General features: G+C 56.5%; 14 protein-coding genes. 4 read left to right on the top strand and 10 right to left on the bottom strand.

The window, feature by feature from the left end; genetic code table 11:
* Positions 1 to 345: 345 nt before the first annotated feature.
* Entirely contained in the window at positions 346 to 1,995 is a 1,650-nt protein-coding gene (pgi, locus tag N5C09_RS19765) for a glucose-6-phosphate isomerase (RefSeq protein ID WP_063449877.1), read from the bottom strand.
* Positions 1,996 to 2,369: 374 nt separating this feature from the next.
* Between pgi and lysC the strand changes: the two genes are divergently transcribed.
* The 3 genes from lysC to N5C09_RS19750 all read left to right on the top strand — a co-directional run bounded on the left by lysC (position 2,370) and on the right by N5C09_RS19750 (position 5,080).
* Positions 2,370 to 3,719 carry a lysine-sensitive aspartokinase 3 gene (gene lysC, locus N5C09_RS19760; RefSeq protein WP_063449878.1) on the top strand — a complete coding sequence of 450 codons (1,350 nt, stop codon included), beginning with the start codon at positions 2,370 to 2,372 and terminating at the stop codon, positions 3,717 to 3,719.
* Positions 3,720 to 3,812: 93 nt separating this feature from the next.
* Entirely contained in the window at positions 3,813 to 4,757 is a 945-nt protein-coding gene (panS, locus tag N5C09_RS19755; RefSeq protein WP_279749726.1) for a ketopantoate/pantoate/pantothenate transporter PanS, read from the top strand.
* 50 nt (positions 4,758 to 4,807) lie between these two features.
* Entirely contained in the window at positions 4,808 to 5,080 is a 273-nt protein-coding gene (locus N5C09_RS19750; RefSeq protein WP_017382612.1) for a DUF3811 domain-containing protein, read from the top strand.
* Here the strand turns inward: N5C09_RS19750 and rluF are convergent, their stop codons facing one another.
* The 5 genes from rluF to metH form a co-directional block, all read right to left on the bottom strand.
* Entirely contained in the window at positions 5,081 to 5,953 is an 873-nt protein-coding gene (gene rluF / locus N5C09_RS19745) for a 23S rRNA pseudouridine(2604) synthase RluF (RefSeq protein WP_022646725.1), read from the bottom strand.
* Positions 5,954 to 6,007: 54 nt separating this feature from the next.
* Positions 6,008 to 6,325, bottom strand: a complete 318-nt coding sequence (locus N5C09_RS19740; protein ID WP_279749725.1) for a CcdB family protein — start codon at positions 6,323 to 6,325, stop codon at positions 6,008 to 6,010.
* Complete coding sequence (locus N5C09_RS19735; protein WP_279749724.1) at positions 6,325 to 6,618, bottom strand: type II toxin-antitoxin system CcdA family antitoxin; 294 nt, start codon at positions 6,616 to 6,618, stop codon at positions 6,325 to 6,327. The genes N5C09_RS19740 and N5C09_RS19735 overlap by 1 nt, the downstream gene beginning before the upstream one ends.
* Before the next feature lie 95 nt (positions 6,619 to 6,713).
* Complete coding sequence (locus N5C09_RS19730; RefSeq protein WP_102751035.1) at positions 6,714 to 8,345, bottom strand: Na/Pi cotransporter family protein; 1,632 nt, start codon at positions 8,343 to 8,345, stop codon at positions 6,714 to 6,716.
* A gap of 217 nt (positions 8,346 to 8,562) precedes the next feature.
* Positions 8,563 to 12,246, bottom strand: a complete 3,684-nt coding sequence (metH, locus tag N5C09_RS19725) for a methionine synthase (protein ID WP_279749723.1) — start codon at positions 12,244 to 12,246, stop codon at positions 8,563 to 8,565.
* Between the two features lie 193 nt (positions 12,247 to 12,439).
* Between metH and iclR the strand changes: the two genes are divergently transcribed.
* Positions 12,440 to 13,267, top strand: a complete 828-nt coding sequence (iclR, locus tag N5C09_RS19720) for a glyoxylate bypass operon transcriptional repressor IclR (protein ID WP_000258962.1) — start codon at positions 12,440 to 12,442, stop codon at positions 13,265 to 13,267.
* Here iclR and aceK read toward each other — a convergent pair.
* From aceK to metA, 4 genes are all read right to left on the bottom strand, one after another.
* Positions 13,221 to 14,984 carry a bifunctional isocitrate dehydrogenase kinase/phosphatase gene (gene aceK / locus N5C09_RS19715; protein ID WP_279749722.1) on the bottom strand — a complete coding sequence of 588 codons (1,764 nt, stop codon included), beginning with the start codon at positions 14,982 to 14,984 and terminating at the stop codon, positions 13,221 to 13,223. The genes iclR and aceK overlap by 47 nt on opposite strands.
* A 49-nt stretch (positions 14,985 to 15,033) precedes the next feature.
* Positions 15,034 to 16,338 carry an isocitrate lyase gene (gene aceA, locus N5C09_RS19710; RefSeq protein WP_063449886.1) on the bottom strand — a complete coding sequence of 435 codons (1,305 nt, stop codon included), beginning with the start codon at positions 16,336 to 16,338 and terminating at the stop codon, positions 15,034 to 15,036.
* A 31-nt stretch (positions 16,339 to 16,369) separates the two neighbouring features.
* Complete coding sequence (gene aceB / locus N5C09_RS19705) at positions 16,370 to 17,971, bottom strand: malate synthase A (protein ID WP_279749720.1); 1,602 nt, start codon at positions 17,969 to 17,971, stop codon at positions 16,370 to 16,372.
* A gap of 270 nt (positions 17,972 to 18,241) precedes the next feature.
* Positions 18,242 to 19,171 carry a homoserine O-succinyltransferase gene (gene metA / locus N5C09_RS19700; RefSeq protein ID WP_063865536.1) on the bottom strand — a complete coding sequence of 310 codons (930 nt, stop codon included), beginning with the start codon at positions 19,169 to 19,171 and terminating at the stop codon, positions 18,242 to 18,244.
* Between the last annotated feature and the right edge of the window lie 164 nt (positions 19,172 to 19,335).

Here is a 19,335-nt window from a genome sequence, read left to right as displayed (position 1 = left end):
TGAATGGAGATTTGCCCGAAAGAAATTCAGGCGGATTCGAGTATACACAACTAACGCTGAGGGTTTACCGTGCGGGGAAATAGGGAAAGGGTTTTCGGACTAATGGATAAAAATGAAACGAAAGAAGAATAAATAAAATATATAACCAATATAAATCAATTAGTTATAATATAAACATGCTAAAGTATTTCTGCGTATTTTCTTAAAATAAACCGCAGCAATTAACGGGTTAGCCGCGTTTTTCGGATTAAACTCAGACCCGAAATTTGAGTTAACTAACAGACATCAGGAATTATCCGATAAAAAAATGCCGGCATATCGCCGGCATTTTTCATGACATATTTATTACCCACGCCATGCTTTATAGCGGTTAATCAAACCGTTGGTGGAGCTGTCGTGGCTGTCGATTGCTTTATCGTCGCCCAGCTCCGGCAGAATGCGGTTTGCCAGCTGTTTGCCAAGCTCAACGCCCCACTGGTCAAAGGTGAAGATATTGAGGATAGCGCCCTGGGTGAAGATCTTGTGCTCATACAGCGCAATCAGCGCGCCCAGGCTGAACGGGGTGATTTCGCGCAGCAGGATGGAGTTAGTTGGACGGTTGCCTTCGAACACCTTGAACGGCACAACGTGGTCCAGCGTGGCCGGATCTTTACCCTGGTCACGATACTCCTGCTCAACTACCTCGCGGGATTTGCCGAACGCCAGCGCTTCGGTCTGGGCGAAGAAGTTAGACAGCAGCTTCTGATGGTGGTCGGACAGCGGGTTGTGCGTAATCGCCGGGGCGATGAAATCGCACGGTACCATTTTGGTACCCTGGTGGATCAGCTGGTAGAACGCATGCTGGCCGTTGGTGCCCGGCTCGCCCCAGATGATTGGGCCAGTCTGGTAATCCACCGCGTTGCCGTTACGGTCAACGTACTTACCGTTGGATTCCATGTTGCCCTGCTGGAAGTAGGCCGCAAAGCGGTGCATATACTGGTCGTACGGCAGGATCGCTTCGGTTTCAGCGCCGAAGAAGTTGTTGTACCAGATACCGATCAGCGCCAGTAGCACCGGCAGGTTTTTCTCAGGCGCGGTGGTGGAGAAGTGTTTGTCCATCGCGTGCGCACCGGAGAGCAGCTCAACGAAGTTGTCGAAGCCGACGGACAGAATGATGGACAGGCCGATAGCAGACCACAGAGAGTAGCGGCCGCCAACCCAGTCCCAGAACTCGAACATGTTCGCCGTATCAATGCCGAACTCGCCCACCGCTTTACCGTTGGTGGAGAGCGCCGCAAAGTGTTTCGCGACGTGCTTTTCGTCACCCGCGGTTTTCAGGAACCAGTCGCGCGCGCTGTGGGCGTTGGTCATGGTTTCCTGGGTGGTGAAGGTTTTGGACGCCACCAGGAACAGGGTGGTTTCCGGGTTCACTTTTTTCAGCACTTCAGCGATGTGGGTCCCATCGACGTTAGAGACGAAGTGCATATTGAGGTGGTTTTTGTAAGGGCGCAGCGCCTCGGTCACCATGAACGGGCCGAGGTCAGAGCCGCCGATACCAATGTTCACCACGTCGGTAATCGCCTTGCCGGTGTAGCCTTTCCAGCTGCCGGAGATGATCGCTTCAGAGAAGGTTTTCATCTTTTCCAGCACCGCGTTCACTTCCGGCATCACATCTTTGCCGTCAACGATGATTGGAGTATTGCTACGGTTACGCAGCGCCACGTGCAGTACGGCACGATCTTCGGTGCGGTTGATCTTCTCACCAGAGAACATGGATTTGATGGCATCAGCCAGCTCGGTCTCTTTCGCCAGATCTTGCAGCTTCGCCAGCGTCTCTTCGGTGATACGGTTCTTGGAGAAATCCACCAGCATCAGGTCATCGAAGGTGGCGGAGAACTTGCTGAAACGATCGGCATCTTTCGCGAACAGATCCGCGATAGTGACGTCTTTCATTTCATCAAAATGTTTCTGTAGTGCCTGCCATGCAGCGGTCTGCGTTGGGTTGATGTTTTTCATAGCAATACTCTTCTGATTTGAGAATTGTGACTGCGGTCGATTGTAGCGCCTGCAAATAAAAATTGTGATGGTTTTTATGCCATTGCCCTGGTCTGCATCAAACGCAGGTGAAAAGACCCGAAAAGTATAGCTGCTGTCGCGCCCTTCCGGCGTGGCGAAATGTCGGTCAAAAGGGGGTAAAAAGAAGCATAAAATATGGGCCTGTTATAAGTCCTGTTTCTGAGGGGTACCCCCCCATGAAAAATCCGCATAATCCCAGCATTGACAGGACCTCCCCCGCATTTTATTTATAGGGCCGTATTTTGCGCCTGCACCTGTCCTCGCTTCACTCTTGTGCCAAGGTCGCTCTATTCATTCCCTGACACGAGGTTGTTATGACGAGTTTTGTGGTCGCCAAGTTTGGCGGCACCAGTGTGGCAGACTACGCTGCCATGAACCGCAGCGCCGATGTGGTGCTGGCCGATCCGAATACCCGCCTGGTGGTGCTGTCCGCCTCAGCCGGCGTGACGAACCTGCTGGTTTCGCTGTCTGAAGGACTGGAGGCGACCGAGCGTTTCGTGAAACTGGATGCGCTACGCAAAATTCAGTTCGACATCCTTGAGCGTCTGCAAAACCCGAACGTCATTCGTGAGGAAGTGGAACGCCTGCTGGAAAATATCACCACCCTGGCAGAAGCCGCGTCGCTGGCCACCTCAACCGCGCTGACCGACGAGCTGGTCAGCCACGGCGAGCTGATGTCCACCCTGCTGTTCGTTGAGATCATGCGCGAGCGCAATATTCAGGCGCAGTGGTTTGACGTGCGCAAAGTGATGCGCACCAGCGACCGCTTTGGCCGCGCCGAGCCGGACGTGGAAGCGCTGGCCGAGCTGACCAGCCAGCAGCTTGCCCCGCGCCTTGATGAAGGCATTGTGATCACCCAGGGCTTTATCGGTAGCGAAGCCAAAGGACGCACCACCACGCTGGGCCGCGGCGGCAGCGACTACACCGCCGCCCTGCTGGGCGAAGCCCTGCACGCGACCCGCGTGGATATCTGGACGGACGTGCCGGGTATTTACACTACCGACCCGCGCGTGGTGTCTGCGGCAAAACGTATTGACGTGATCGCCTTTGAAGAAGCGGCGGAAATGGCCACCTTCGGCGCGAAAGTGCTGCATCCGGCCACGCTACTGCCTGCCGTGCGCAGCGACATTCCGGTTTTCGTTGGTTCCAGTAAAGATCCAAAGGCGGGCGGGACGCTGGTCTGCAAGAAAACCGAGAACCCACCGCTGTTCCGCGCGCTGGCCCTGCGCCGCAAGCAGACGCTGGTCACCCTGCACAGCCATAATATGCTGCACTCCCGCGGCTTCCTGGCAGAAGTGTTTGGTATCCTGGCGCGCCATAATATCTCCGTGGATCTGATCACCACCTCGGAAGTGAGCATCGCACTGACGCTCGACACCACCGGCTCCACCTCTACCGGCGATACCCTGCTGACGCAGTCGCTGCTGATTGAGCTGTCCGAACTGTGCCGCGTGGAAGTGGAAGAAGATCTGGCGCTGGTTGCCATCATCGGTAACAAGCTGTCGCGCGCCTGCGGCGTGGGCAAAGAGGTCTTCGGCGTGCTCGACCCGTTCAGCATCCGCATGATTTGCTACGGCGCCTCCAGCTATAACCTCTGCTTCCTGGTGCCTGCCGATCAGGCCGAGCAGGTCGTTCAGAAACTTCATCAGAATTTGTTTGAATAAAATTCGTTAGCACGATAAACAATACCAATAAGCCGGGCACAGACTCGGCTTTTTTATTACAAAACAACACGACAATACTGCAAGGAATTCACTATGTTATCCGCTATCACCCGGCTGTTCCCGCTATGGGCGCTGCTGCTCTCCATACTCGCGTATTACACCCCTACCACGTTCACGGGCATTGGTCCGTGGGTCACCACGCTGCTGATGCTGATTATGCTCGGCATGGGCGTACACCTGAAAATCGACGATTTTAAACGCGTGCTGTCTCGCCCGGCGCCGGTTGCCGCGGGTATTTTCCTGCACTACCTGGTGATGCCGCTCGCGGCGTGGCTGCTGGCGATGGCCTTCAAAATGCCACCGGACCTTTCCGCCGGGATGGTGCTGGTGGGCAGCGTTGCCAGCGGTACGGCATCTAACGTGATGATCTTCCTGGCGAAAGGCGACGTGGCGCTGTCCGTCACCATCTCGTCCGTTTCCACGCTGGTGGGCGTGATTGCCACACCGCTGTTAACCCGCCTGTACGTGGACGCGCATATTCAGGTGGACGTGATGGGCATGCTGCTCAGCATTCTGCAAATTGTGGTGATCCCGATTGCGCTGGGGCTGGTTATTCACCATCTGTTCCCACGCGTGGTGAAAGCGGTTAAGCCGTACCTGCCCGCGTTTTCGATGGTCTGCATTCTGGCGATCATCAGCGCCGTGGTAGCCGGTTCCGCCTCGCACATTGCCTCGGTGGGCTTTGTGGTGATCGTCGCGGTGGTGCTGCACAACACCATCGGCCTGCTGGGCGGATACTGGGGCGGGAAGCTGTTTGGCTTTGACGAATCCACCTGCCGCACGCTGGCGATCGAAGTGGGAATGCAGAACTCCGGCCTGGCGGCGGCGCTCGGAAAAATTTACTTCTCGCCGCTTGCAGCCCTGCCGGGCGCGCTGTTCTCCGTCTGGCACAACCTGTCCGGTTCGCTGCTGGCGGGCTACTGGTCCGGTAAGCCGATTGATGAGCAACCGAAAAAAGATGCGCTGAAACAGGGTTAATTAACCCGGCTTGCTTTACACTGGAGCCTCCCCATCAGGAGGCTTCAGCAATGGCGACACCACGATTGACCCAGAAAGACATGACGGAAGCCGAGCAGCGCGAACTGAAAACGCTTCTCGACCGCGCCCGCATCGCGCATGGCCGCACGCTGACGAATGCCGAAACCAATCAGGTTAAAAAAGAGTACATCGACAAGCTGATGGCACAACGTGATGCCGCGGCGAAAAAAGCCCGCAAGCTGAAAAAAGAGCAGGCTTATAAACCGGATGCAGAGGCAACCTTTTCCTGGTCCGCCAGCACATCAACCCGTGGAAGGCGCTAATCAGCGCCCTTTCTTTTTGCGCCCCGGCTGGGTAAAGCGTTTTCCGTTACCCGGCTTGCCTCGCCCTTTCTCTTCCGCCTGCGGTGCCTTAACCACCGGACGTTTAATCGCCTGCGTTTTCGGTTTGGCTTTGGCTTTCGGCTTCGCTTCGGACGAGGAGTTTTCGATAAGCTTGAACAGCTCGATCAGCTCGTCGTCCGTCAGGTCGCGCCACTCGCCCAGCGGGATCCCGGACAGGCTGACGTTCATGATGCGCGTGCGTTCCAGCTTCGTCACTTCATAACCAAAATACTCGCACATGCGGCGGATCTGGCGGTTTAAGCCCTGCACCAGGGTAATGCGGAAGGCAAACGGCGCTTCTTTTTTGACCTTGCACTTCTTCGTCACGGTGCCCAGAATCGGCACGCCTGCGCCCATCCCGCGAATGAACTCGTCCGTCACCGGCTTGTTCACCGTCACGATGTACTCTTTCTCGTGGTCGTTACCGGCACGCAGGATTTTGTTCACCAGGTCGCCGTGGTTGGTAAGGAAAATCAGCCCCTGAGAGTCTTTATCCAGGCGACCAATCGGGAAGATACGGCTGCTGTGGTTAACGAAATCAACGATGTTGTCCCGCTCGCCATCTTCCGTGGTGCTGACAATCCCAACCGGTTTGTTCAACGCGATAAACACCAGGTCTTCGGCATCACGGGGTTCGATGACCTGACCATTCACTTTAACCACATCGCCAGGCACCACCTGATCGCCGATGGTGGCGCGTTTGCCGTTGAGAAACACGTTCCCCTGTTCAATGTAACGGTCAGCCTCGCGACGTGAGCAGATCCCGCTCTCGCTAATGTATTTGTTTAATCGGGTTGATTGAGTTGGCAGCATAGTTTCTCCTGTGAAGGGCGAAATATACCTTACCTTGTGGCTGACAAAAAAGACCTAGTAACCGTTGATCAGAAAATCAAGTGCATCACGCAATGAAGCACTGCTGTCAGTGAGATCGGAAACGCGTTCACCTAACTCTTTTGAAGAGATGCCTGACAGCATATGCATCATGACCACGCAGGGCTTACCCGCGATTTCAACGACAGGGCACACTTTCGCAGGCGGACGAATGCCGCCCAGCTGGCTTAATTCTACAGCGGGAGCAACCAGTACATGTTTCATCACATTAGCAACAGGGTGCTGCATATTGATAAGCCATGGATAGGCATTTTTCCCATACCCTGCATTCTCATAAGCAAAATATTGCTCCATCAGAATGACCTCTGAAAGTCGCTGAAAGAGCCGTTTTCATCAACCCACTGGTTGATGGCCTCTATAGACGCTTTATTTTCTGCTAACCACTCTGCGCGCTGGTGCGCACGAAACTGTTCCTGTAGGGCGGCAGTGAGTACAGCAGAGAGATTGAGTTTGAGACGTCGCGCTTCTTCAAGAATGTCAGGTGCTAACGAAACATTGACGGATTTTTTTATGCCGTTAGTAGTGCGCATGATAACCTCCATTGGAATGCGCATGAATTGGCGAAGTGTAGCGTAATAAACGAGCATTTTCTATTCCCTTAAAAATGTAAGGTCTGAAGAGTAAAATGCTCTTTATAGAGTGTCACGCCTCGCAAATGGGTTTTGCGAGGCGCTTTCAGAGATTAATACTCATCCCGCTCGTCGTCTTCATCCGGTTGTTCCATCACGCTATACGCCACCGCGCAGAACAGCGAGTTAAGACGCTTCATATCCCCCAGCAGCCCCAGGTGCAGGGAGCTGGTCTCGATGCTCTGAACGTTCTGCTGGTGCAGACGCTCAACGTGAGCGTGCGAGTATCGGCGGTTAAGAATGCGGAAACGATGCTTGTTGCGGCGCAGGCGGCGCGCGCTCGGCACGTCGCTGGAGAAGAACACCGACATCGCCAGCTTCAGGTTGCTCACCAGCTTTTCGTGCAGCGCTTCCAGCTCCTTCAGCCCTTCCACGGAGAAGGCCCGACGCGCGGCCAGGGATTTGTCCGCGATTTCGCTGCCCATACGCTCGACGATGTCCGAGGCCTGCTCCAGGTTAAGCGACATCTCAATGATTTCCGCCCAGCGGCGGGACTCCTCTTCCGCCAGCTCGTCCTGGGGGATGCGCGCCAGATAGAGCTTGATGGCGGTGTACAGCACGTTGATATCGTCCGCCAGTCTGCGCAGCTCCTTCTCCTCGCGCGGCTCGCCGTGCATCACCTTTTTCAGCCCTTCGAGCATGGTTTCCATCGCGTCGCCCATGCGCAGCGTTTCGCGGGCGGCGTTGGCGATGGCCAGCGCGGGCGTGTCCAGCACCGAGGTATCCAGATGCTTCGGCTTGAGGCGTGCGTCCAGCTCCGGTTCATCACGAATCAGACGTTCGCAGAAGCGGGCCATTGGGGCAGCAAACGGCACCATCGCCAGGCAGCGCACCAGGTTGTAGAAGACGTGGAAGTAGATCACCAGCTCCGCTTTCGGCAGAGAGATGTTATCCATCAGGTTGGCCAGCGGATGCACAAACGGCAGAATGATCAGGCTGCCCACCAGCTTAAACAGTAAACTTCCCAGCGCCACGCGGCGGGCGGCAGCATTGGCGGCGCTGTTGTTGAGCATCGCCAGCAGGCCAGAACCGAGGTTGGCGCCGATCACCAGGCACAGCGCCACCGGGAAAGAGATGGCCCCCGCAGCGGTGAGCGTCGCCGTCAGCAGAACGGCTGCCAGGCTGGAGTAGCTGACGATTGCAAACACCGCGCCAATCAGCGCATCCAGCATAATATCGCCGGTTAACGAGGCGAAGATGACCTGCACGCCGTTGGCCTGGGTGATCGGCGTAACCGCCTGCACAATCAGCTCCAGCGCCAGCAGGATCAGCCCGAGGCCGATGCCGACGCGTCCGAGCTGCCCGGCACGACTTTGCTTACGGCTGAGGAAGAAAATGACGCCGATAAAAATCAGCAGCGGCGACAGCCAGGAGAGATCGAAGGTCAGGATACGCGCCATCAGCGCGGTCCCCACATCAGCGCCGAGAACGATCACCAGCGCCGGAGCGAGGGCGACCAGATCCTGCGCCACAAACGAAGTGACGAGCATGGTGGTAGCATTACTGCTTTGCACCAGCGCCGTGACGCCAATACCCGCGCAGAAGGCGAGCGGCTTCTTCTCAACGCTGCCGCTGAGAACGGTACGTAAACGTGCGCCAAACACGCGCATTACGCCGGTACGAACGATATGGGTGCCCCATACCAGCAGTGCGACTGCGGAGAGCAGGTGTAACAACGTCAACACGGTCGGTTTTCCTCCTTATCGTTATCTGTTTTCCTGAGGTTTGTTGCGCGTTGTCTTGCCGGATGGCGGCTACGCCTTATCCGGCCTACGCGTAGGCCCGGTCAGCGCAGCGCCACCGGGCAATGTGATAAGAACCTTCATCCAGTATAAGGGTTTAAACGTAAGAAAGAGACAGGGCACCCTGGAGGTGCCCTGTTTGTTGTAAGGAAAAGTGACGTTAGTCTGCGTCGTAGCCTAAATTCGGCGCCAGCCAGCGTTCTACCTCTGACACGCTCATGCCTTTACGCTGGGCGTAATCTTCAATCTGATCGCGCTGAAGCTGCGCCACGGCGAAGTACTTGCTGTCCGGGTGGCTGAAGTACCATCCGGAAACGGACGCGCCCGGCCACATGGCAAATGACTCGGTGAGCTTCATGCCCGTATGCGCTTCTACGTCCAGCAGTTTCCAGATAGTGCCCTTCTCGGTATGTTCCGGACAGGCCGGATACCCCGGTGCCGGACGAATGCCCTGGTAGTTTTCGCGGATCAGTTCCTCGTTGCTGAGGTTCTCATTCGCCGCGTAGCCCCAGTACACCTTACGTACGCGTTCGTGCAGGTATTCAGCAAAGGCTTCCGCCAGACGGTCGGCAATCGCTTTCACCATGATTTTGTTGTAATCATCGTGCTGTGCGTCGAACGCATCCGCCAGCGCATCTTCTTCCAGACCCCCGGTGACGGCAAACGCGCCGATATAGTCGGCTTTCCCGCTCAGTTTCGGCGCAACGAAATCCGCCAGACAATAGTTGGCAAAGCCCACTTTCTCCGTTTGCTGGCGCAGGTGATGGCTCACGGCCAGCACGTGGGTACGGGTTTCATCGCGATAGATTTCCACGTCGTCGCCCACGCGGTTTGCCGGGAACAGGCCCACCACGCCGCGCGGATTGAGGGCTTTCTCTGCGCTCAGCCTGTCGAGCATGTCGTTGGCGTCTTTAAACAGGCGCTTCGCCTCTTCGCCTACCACCTCGTCTTCCAGGATGCGCGGATATTTGCCCGCCAGCGACCAGGTCATAAAGAACGGCGTCCAGTCGATATAGTTGCGCAGCGTCTCGATGCTGGCGACCACCTCCTGCACGCCCAGACGGTGCGCGACCGGCGGCGTATAGCTTGCCCAGTCGAAGGCCAGGTCGTTATCGCGCGCGGCGGCGAGCGTCACCGGCGGCGTGCGCGTTTTCTTACGGCCATGCTGAATGCGGACGGTTTCGTACTCTTTGCGGGTGCGGGCGACAAACTCATCCCGCTGGGTATCGGAAAGCAGCGCGGAGACCACTCCCACGGTGCGCGAGGCGTTTTGGACATACACCGTCGGCCCGCTGTAGTTTTGCTCGATTTTCACCGCCGTGTGGGCTTTCGAGGTGGTGGCCCCGCCAATCAGCAGCGGAATGGTGAAGCCCTGACGCTCCATCTCTTTCGCCACGTTGACCATTTCGTCCAGCGACGGCGTGATCAGCCCTGAAAGACCAATCAGGTCAGCGTTGACTTCGCGTGCGGTCTTGAGGATTTTATCCGCCGGAACCATCACCCCGAGGTCAATAATCTCGTAGTTATTACACTGCAACACCACGCCAACAATGTTTTTGCCGATGTCGTGCACGTCGCCCTTCACGGTGGCGATAACCATTTTACCGTTACTGGAGCCCTTCTCTTTGCTGGCTTCGATGAAGGGTTCAAGATAAGCCACAGCCTGCTTCATGACGCGGGCGGATTTCACCACCTGCGGCAGGAACATCTTGCCCTCGCCGAACAGATCGCCGACCACGTTCATGCCGTCCATCAGCGGCCCTTCGATCACCTCAATCGGGCGGGCTGCCTGCTGACGCGCTTCCTCGGTATCTTGCTCGATGAACTCGGTAATCCCTTTCACCAGCGAGTATTCCAGACGCTTTTTCACGTCCCAGGCGCGCCACTCGGCCTGCTGAACGGTGGCTGATTCATCCGACTTGCTGCCGCGGTATTTTTCCGCCATGTCGAGCATGCGCTCGGTGGCATCGTCGCGACGGTTGAGGATCACGTCCTCGACGGCGTCGCGCAGCTCCGCCGGCAGGTCGTCGTAAATCGCCAGCTGGCCCGCGTTAACGATCCCCATGTCCATCCCGTTGCGGATGGCGTAGTAGAGGAACACGGCGTGGATCGCCTCACGCACCGGGTCGTTACCACGGAACGAGAACGAGACGTTCGACACGCCGCCGGAGATCAGCGCATGCGGCAGCTCGCGTTTAATGTCTTCACACGCGCCGATAAAGTCCTGGGCGTAATTGTTGTGCTCTTCAATGCCGGTCGCGACGGCGAAGATGTTCGGGTCGAAAATGATGTCTTCCGCCGGGAAGCCCACCTCTTCGGTCAAAATCTTGTACGCGCGGCGGCATATCTCAATTTTGCGCTCGCGGGTATCGGCCTGGCCCACTTCATCGAAGGCCATCACCACCACGGCGGCCCCGTAGCGGCGCACCAGCTTCGCGTGGTGAATAAAAGTATCGACCCCTTCCTTCATCGAAATGGAATTGACGATGCCTTTACCCTGAATGCATTTCAGCCCCTTTTCGATGACGTCCCATTTGGAGGAGTCAATCATGATTGGCACGCGGGCAATGTCCGGCTCACCGGCGATCAGGTTGAGAAAACGCACCATCGCCGCTTCGGCGTCGAGCATCCCCTCGTCCATATTGATATCAATAATCTGCGCGCCGCTCTCGACCTGCTGGCGGGCGACGTCCAGCGCTTCGTTGTACTTCTCTTCTTTGATCAGGCGCTTAAACTTTGCGGAACCGGTGACGTTCGTACGTTCACCCACGTTCACAAACAGGCTGTCGTCGCCGATGGTCAACGGCTCAAGGCCGGAAAGGCGACAGGCAACCGGAAGCTCGGGCAGCTTGCGTGGCGGCAGCCCGTCCACGGCGCGGCTCATGGCGGTGATGTGCTCCGGCGTGGTGCCGCAGCAGCCGCCAACGATGTTCAGGAAGCCAGACTCGGCCCACTCGCGGATTTGCGCCGCCATGGTGTCGGCATCCAGATCGTATTCGCCAAACGCGTTCGGCAGACCGGCGTTCGGGTGGGCGGTGACGTAGCATTCTGCGATGCGCGAAAGCTCCTGCACGTACTGGCGCAGCTCGTCTGGCCCCAGCGCGCAGTTCAGGCCGAAGGAGAGGGCTTCAGCGTGGCGCAGCGAGTTATAGAAGGCTTCGGTGGTCTGGCCGGAAAGCGTGCGCCCCGAGGCGTCGGTGATGGTGCCGGAAATCATGATCGGCAGGTCAATGCCCAGCGCCTCGAACTCCTCTTTCACCGCGTAAATCGCGGCTTTGGCATTGAGGGTGTCGAATACGGTTTCAATCAGGATCAGGTCGGAACCGCCTTCCACCAGCGCTTTAGTAGACTCACGATAGGCGGCCACCAGTTGGTCGAAGGTGATGTTACGAAACGCCGGATCGTTTACGTCCGGTGAAATTGACGCGGTGCGGTTCGTCGGGCCAAGCACCCCGGCAACGTAGCGCGGTTTATCCGGGGTACGGGCGGTCCATTCGTCGGCGCAGGCGCGGGCGAGCCTGGCCGCCTCAAAGTTGATCTCCGCCGACAGGGATTCCATCTGGTAATCCGCCATGGCGATGGTTGTCGAGTTGAAGGTGTTGGTTTCTACAATATCCGCACCCGCTTCAAAGTAGGCGTTGTGGATATCCCGGATGACGGACGGTTTGCTCAACACCAGCAGGTCATTGTTTCCTTTCAGGTCACAAGGCCAGTCGGCAAAGCGCTCGCCGCGGAAATCGTCTTCGCTCAGACGATAGCCCTGGATCATGGTGCCCATGCCGCCGTCCAGCACCAGAATTCGTTCATTTAACTGCGCACGCAGTTGCTCTACTTTGCTGCTCACACTTGCTCCCGACAACGCTCAACATGGCCAAAAGGCTGCGTTCCATACTGGCATAATCTCGCAGGGCCGAAAAGCCACACGGCGGGAACATGAGACATGTTCACCATCACTCCTCCGATCAGTCAGGAAAGCGGTTGCAAATTCACCAAATAAAACGAAAATGATTTCCACGATACAGAAAAAGGAGTTCGTCATGGTTACGACCGTTCCCGCTAAACGCGGCAGAAAACCTGCTGCCAACCCTGCCGCACAGCCCGGCGGACAGGTTCAGTCCCTGACGCGCGGCCTGAAGCTGCTGGAATGGATAGCCGAATCGCATGGTAGCGTGGCCCTGACGGAGCTGGCGCAACAGGCGGGATTACCGAACTCCACTACCCACCGTCTGTTGACGACCATGCAGCAGCTGGGTTTCGTGCGTCAGGTGGGCGAGCTGGGACACTGGGCAGTGGGCGCGCATGCGTTTATTGTCGGCAGCAGTTTTCTGCAAAGCCGCAACCTGCTGGCAATTGTTCACCCGATCCTGCGCAAGCTGATGGAAGAGTCCGGCGAGACGGTCAACCTTGCGGTGCTGGACCAGAGCGATCATCAGGCCATTATTATCGACCAGGTGCAGTGCACGCAGCTGATGCGCATGTCCGCACCGATTGGCGGCAAGCTGCCGATGCATGCCTCCGGGGCGGGTAAAGCGTTTCTGTCGCAGCTGAGTGAAGAGCAGGTGACCGGGCTGCTGCACCGTAAAGGGCTGCACGCCTACACCCACGCCACGCTGGTGTCGCCGGTGCATCTGAAAGAAGATCTGGCGTTGACCCGCAAGCGCGGCTATTCGTTTGATGACGAAGAACACGCCCTTGGCCTGCGCTGCCTCGCGTCCTGTATTTTCGACGAGCACCGCGAGCCGTTCGCCGCTATCTCGATTTCCGGGCCGATTTCGCGCATGACCGACGATCGCGTCACCGAGCTGGGCGCGCTGGTGATTAAGGCCGCGAAAGAGGTGACGCTGGCGTATGGAGGGATTCGTTAAACCGCACACAAAACCGCTGCTTGCGGCGGTAAGCGTACACATCTTCTACATGCCCATTTTTGATCCGCGTTTGTAGCCCGCGCCAGTAGCTGGCGTGGAACAGATCTTCATGCATCTCTTCAAATAACGGCCCGATGCGTGGGTCCGCACACAGCCAGTGGCGAAACTCCTCGGGAAACACATCGCCCGGCGAAACGCTGTACCACGGCTCGCTGGACAGCTCGTCTTCCGGGTAGCGCGGCGGCGGTATGTCGCGGAAGTTTACCTCGGTCATGTAGCAAATTTCATCGTAATCGTAGAACACCACCCGCCCGTGACGGGTGACGCCGAAGTTTTTAAACAGCATATCGCCGGGAAAAATATTGGCGGCGGCGAGCTGACGGATGGCGTTGCCGTACTCTTCGATGGCATCACGCAAAGCCTGGCCCTCTGACTGTTCCAGCCAGATGTTGAGCGGCACCATACGGCGCTCAATGTAGAGATGGCTAATTGCTATTTTATCGCCCAGATCGGTGATTTTCGTTGGCGCTTCCTGCATTAACAGCGACATGAGCGCCGGATCAATCTGCTGCTTATCCAGCACAAAGTTTTCAAACTCCTGGGTATCGGCCATTCGCCCGACGCGATCGTGCTCTTTTACCAGCTGATAGCAGGCGCGGACGTGGGCGGCGGTCATCTCTTTCTGCGGGGCGAAATTATCCTTAATCACCTTAAACACCCGATCGAAGCCCGGTAGCGTGAAGACCAGCATCACCATGCCGCGGATACCCGGCGCTTCGATAAACTGCTCATCCGCCGCGGTGACATAGCGCAGATACTCCCGATAACTTTCCGTTTTGGCATGCTTCTGGCAGCCGATCGCCATATACAGCTCGGCGGTGGTTTTGCCCGGCAGGATCTCGCGCAGCCACTCCACCAGGGCGGCCGGCAGCGGAGCATAAACCATGAAATAGGAGCGGGCGAAACCAAAAACGATGCTGGCCTCGGCGCTGGTGGTCAGGCAGGTATCGACAAACAGTTCGCCGTCGTCGGTACGGTGAATGGGCAGCAGAAACGGCACAATGGCCGTCGGCGTAATCAGTTTGCCCACCAGCCAGGCGGCCTTATTCCGGTAGAACAGCTCGTTAGCCACCTGCACATGGCTGCGGCTGAGCACCTCCTCGCCGTAGGTTTCACGGAGATGCGCATGGATATAGCCGATATCCCGGAGTTTGTTCTCCCACGGCAGGCGCAGCGGCAAATCCGTTAAGATGCGATGCAGGAGCTTTTCCCATCCGCGATCGGGAAAGAAATCTTTCGCCAGCGGACGCGGAATGGTACGGAAGCGGCGCTCAGGCTGGGAGCTGAAGATAAATAACCGCTCAGGAGATAATGAGCGGTGGTCAAATAACCGGCAATAGACGGAGTTGAAAAAGCTCTCCGCAATCTCGAAGCGAGGGTAGTCGGGTAACAGATGGGTGTAACACTCTTTCACGCGCAGTAAAAATGCCGCATCCGGACTTTTACCGTCGGTAATACAGCGCAGCTGCTCCACCACCAGGCCTACGTGGTGGTCATAAAGATGGATACGCTGCTTCATAGCCTGCTGAACCGCATGCCAGTCGGCGTGCTCAAAGCGCTGCTGCGCGCCGGAGGTCACTTCCAGAAAACGGCCATACTGGGCGTCAAAGCCCTGAAGAATGGTTTGGGCAATCAATAATTCCAGACCACGCGACATAGATTCCCCCTCACCCCGGCCCTCTCCCCAAAGGGGAGAGGGGGAAAAATTAGAACTGTGCTTCTTCGGTTGAACCCGTTAATGCCGTGACGGAGGAAGTGCCGCCCTGAATAATCGTGGTCACATTGTCGAAGTAGCCGGTTCCCACTTCCTGCTGGTGAGAAACAAAGGTATAGCCCTCTTTTCCTGCCGCAAATTCTGGCTGCTGTACCTTTTCAACGTAGTGCTTCATGCCTTCGCCCTGCGCGTAGGCGTGCGCCAGGTCGAACATGTTGAACCACATGCTGTGGATACCCGCCAGGGTGATGAACTGGTACTTGTAGCCCATATCCGACAGCTGCTGCTGGAAGCTGGCAATGGTCGTGTCGTCCAGATTTTTTTGCCAGTTGAAGGACGGCGAACAGTTATAGGCCAGCAGCTTGCCCGGATATTTCGCATGAATCGCATCGGCAAAACGCTTCGCCAGCGCCAGATCCGGCGTGGAGGTTTCACACCAGACCAGGTCAGCGTAAGGGGCATAGGCCAGACCGCGGCTGATGGCCTGTTCGATACCGGCATGCGTGCGATAGAACCCCTCGCTGGTGCGCTCGCCGGTAATAAATTCGCTGTCGTACGGATCGCAGTCAGAGGTGATCAGGTCCGCCGCATCCGCATCGGTACGGGCAATCACCAGCGTCGGCACGCCGAGCACGTCAGCAGCCAGACGCGCGGCAACCAGCTTCTGAATCGCTTCCTGGGTCGGGACGAGAACTTTTCCGCCCATATGCCCGCACTTCTTCACCGACGCCAGCTGATCTTCGAAGTGAACGGCCGCTGCACCGGCCTCAATCATCGATTTCATCAGTTCAAAGGCGTTAAGTACGCCGCCGAAACCCGCTTCCGCATCCGCCACGATCGGCAGGAAGTAATCAATAAAACGCGGATCGTTGGGCTCGATGCCTGCGGCCCACTGGATCTGATCCGCGCGGCGGAAGGTATTGTTGATCCGATCCACCACCGACGGTACCGAGTTGGCCGGATAAAGAGATTGATCCGGATACATGCTGGAGGCCAGGTTGGCGTCCGCCGCGACCTGCCAGCCGGAAAGGTAGATGGCTTCTATGCCGGCCTTCGCCTGCTGCAATGCCTGACCGCCGGTCAGAGCACCGAGGCTGTTGATATAGCCTTTTTTAGATCCCCCGTGCAGCAGATCCCACATTTTCGCCGCGCCGTTCTGCGCCAGCGTACATTCCGGGTTTACCGAGCCGCGTAACTTCACCACTTCCTCTGCGCTGTACGGGCGACGGATGCCTTCCCAGCGCGGTTGAGTCCACTCTTTCTGTAATTCTTCGATTTGTTGGGTACGGGTTTTCATGTGCAGATGCTCCATATTGTTATGTGGTGAATTACGCCAGGAAGCGGTAGCCCGGCAGGGTCAGGAAGTCGATTAAGTCATCTGAGGTGGTGATTTGCTCCATCAGGCGCGCAGCGTCGTCAAAGCGCCCGCTGCTGAAGCGGTGCTCGCCCAGTTCGTCCTGGATGACCCGCATCTCTTCGGCCAGCATCTGACGGAACAGGGCTTTGGTGACCGGTTTGCCGTTGCTGAGCGTTTTTTGATGGTGGATCCACTGCCAGATAGAGGTGCGGGAGATCTCTGCCGTCGCCGCATCTTCCATCAGGCCGTAGATAGGCACGCAGCCGTTGCCTGAGATCCACGCTTCGATGTACTGCACGGCGACGCGGATGTTGGCGCGCATCCCCTCTTCCGTGCGTTCACCCGCACACGGTGCCAGCAGGTGTTCTTCAGCCGTTGGGGCATCATCCTCGCGCGTGACAAACAGCTGGTTTTTGTTGTCGCCCAGCACGCGGTTAAAGACCTCCATCGCCGTATCGGCCAGGCCGGGGTGCGCGATCCACGTTCCGTCGTGGCCGTTACGCGCTTCCAGCTCTTTGTCGGCTTTCACCTTGTTGAGCACCTGATTGTTTCGCTCTGCGTCTTTGCTCGGGATAAACGCCGCCATGCCGCCCATCGCAAACGCCCCGCGTTTGTGGCAGGTCTTGATCAGCAGGCGCGAATAGGCGCTGAGGAACGGTTTATCCATGGTGACAACCTGACGATCCGGCAATACCCGGTCGGCATGGTTTTTCAGCGTCTTGATGTAGCTGAAGATGTAATCCCAGCGGCCGCAGTTCAGGCCCACAATATGGTCGCGCAGCGCATGGAGGATCTCATGCATCTGGAATACGGCAGGCAGGGTTTCAATCAGCAGCGTGGCTTTAATGGTGCCGCGCGGCAGGCTGAAGCGGTCTTCTGCGTAGCTGAATACTTCACTCCACCACGCCGCTTCCTGCCAGGACTGGGTTTTCGGCAGATAGAAATAGGGGCCGCTGCCTTTCGCCAGCAGGCTTTTGTGGTTGTGGAAGAAGTAGAGCGCAAAGTCGAACAGGCTCCCCGGAATCGCTTCTCCGCGCCAGGTAACGTGTTTTTCAGGCAGATGCAGACCGCGTACGCGACAGATCAGCACCGCCGGATTCGGTTTGAGCTGGTAGATTTTCCCGGCTTCGTTGGTGTAGCTGATGGTGCCGTTGACGGCGTCGCGCAGATTGATCTGCCCGTCGATCACTTTCCGCCAGTCCGGTGCCAGCGAGTCTTCAAAATCGGCCATAAAGACTTTGACGTTGGCGTTCATGGCGTTGATCACCATTTTGCGCTCTACCGGGCCGGTGATCTCCACGCGACGATCCTGTAAATCTTCAGGAATTCCGCGAATTTTCCACTCACCATGACGAATGGAAGCAGTTTCCGAAATAAAGCTTGGCAACTTGCCGTTATCGATTTCCTGCTGCTGATGAATGCGTGCCGCCAGCAGTTTATTGCGCTGTGGCGTAAAGCGGGTCACCAGTTCAGTCAGGAACTCTACCGCTTCGGCCGTCAAAATCTGCTGTTCTTGCTCACCATTCGGCTGGGTAAAGGTCAATTCATCGACCGTGGTTGCCTGTTGAGTCATCGTTCTGCTCCTCATCAAAGATCCAAAATCACGCCCCCAATGCGAACGAAAGATCGTTGTGTAGTTTTCGCTCAGCAGAATTAAGACTACCTATAAATTTTCCAAAATCAAAAACAATTTCCATTTTAATTTTAATTGCAACGCAACTTGATGATTAATATAGAGTTAAAGTTTCCTGACATGTTGAACAGGATTTCGGAAATAAAAAAGGCACCCGAAGGTGCCTGATCTGAATAGCTGAAACGCTTTAGGATCGTTTAATGCAGACGATTACTCCAGCGTCGGATTCATGTGGCGAAGATCGTACGGCGTAATCTGGTAGACGTAATAGTTGAGCCAGTTAGTGAACAGCAGATTTCCGTGGCTGCGCCAGGTGGCTCCTGGTTTGTTTTGCGGATCGTTTTTCGGGAAATAGTTGTACGGGACATCCGGATTAAGACCCGCCTCGACATCACGAAAATACTCTGACGCGAGGGTGTCGGGATCATACTCAGGATGGCCGGTAACGAACGCAATACGTTTGTCTTTACTGGCAAACAGGTAGGCATCGCCATCTTCCGTTTCGGCCAGAATTTCCAGATCGGTGTAATCGCGGATCAGCTGTGCCGGGAAATCGGCATAGCGGGAGTGAGGCGCAAGGAAAGTGTCATCAAAGCCGCGTGTCAGCAGCGCGTGAGGATGAAGGATGTGATGTTCATACACACCAGAAAGCTTTTCGCTACGGGTTTGCTTAGGGATGCCATAGAGAATATTGAGCGCGGCTTGTACCGCCCAGCAGACAAACAAGGTGGATGTAACGTGATCTTTTGCCCACTCCAGCACCTGTCTGATCTGCGGCCAGTAGGCAACGTCATTAAATTCCACCAGACCCAGCGGTGCGCCAGTGACGATCAGTCCGTCGAAGTTCTCATCGCGGATGTCCGCAAAATTACAATAGAAGTTATTCAGATGCTCGGCGGGCGTGTTGCGTGATTCTCGTGCATCGATGCGCAGCAGCTGGATATCAACCTGAAGCGGAGAGTTCGAAAGCAAACGCAGGAACTGGTTCTCCGTTTCGATCTTCTTTGGCATCAGATTGAGGATCAGCACCTTCAGCGGGCGAATTTCCTGACCAGAAGCACGTGAAGTTGTCATGACAAAGACGTTCTCTTCACGCAAGAAATTGACGGCTGGTAGCTCGTCCTGCACCCGAATCGGCATAACCTTAAATCCTCACAGCATACGTATAAACGTTTAGACATCCAGACAGCTAACGATACCCAGAAACGGGCTTAATGTCGAGTCTGCAAGCAGAAGGTGAGAAAGTTTCAAGGAGGGGATGGTGCGGTTTGATGCCCTCACCCAGAGGGAGAGGGGGAAAAACA

This window comes from Enterobacter sp. GD03975 (genome assembly GCF_029838645.1).
Classification (GTDB): Bacteria; Pseudomonadota; Gammaproteobacteria; order Enterobacterales; family Enterobacteriaceae; genus Enterobacter; species Enterobacter quasihormaechei.
The sequence above is the reverse complement of the archived record's forward strand: the minus strand, read 5'-3'. Positions and strand labels throughout refer to the sequence as shown.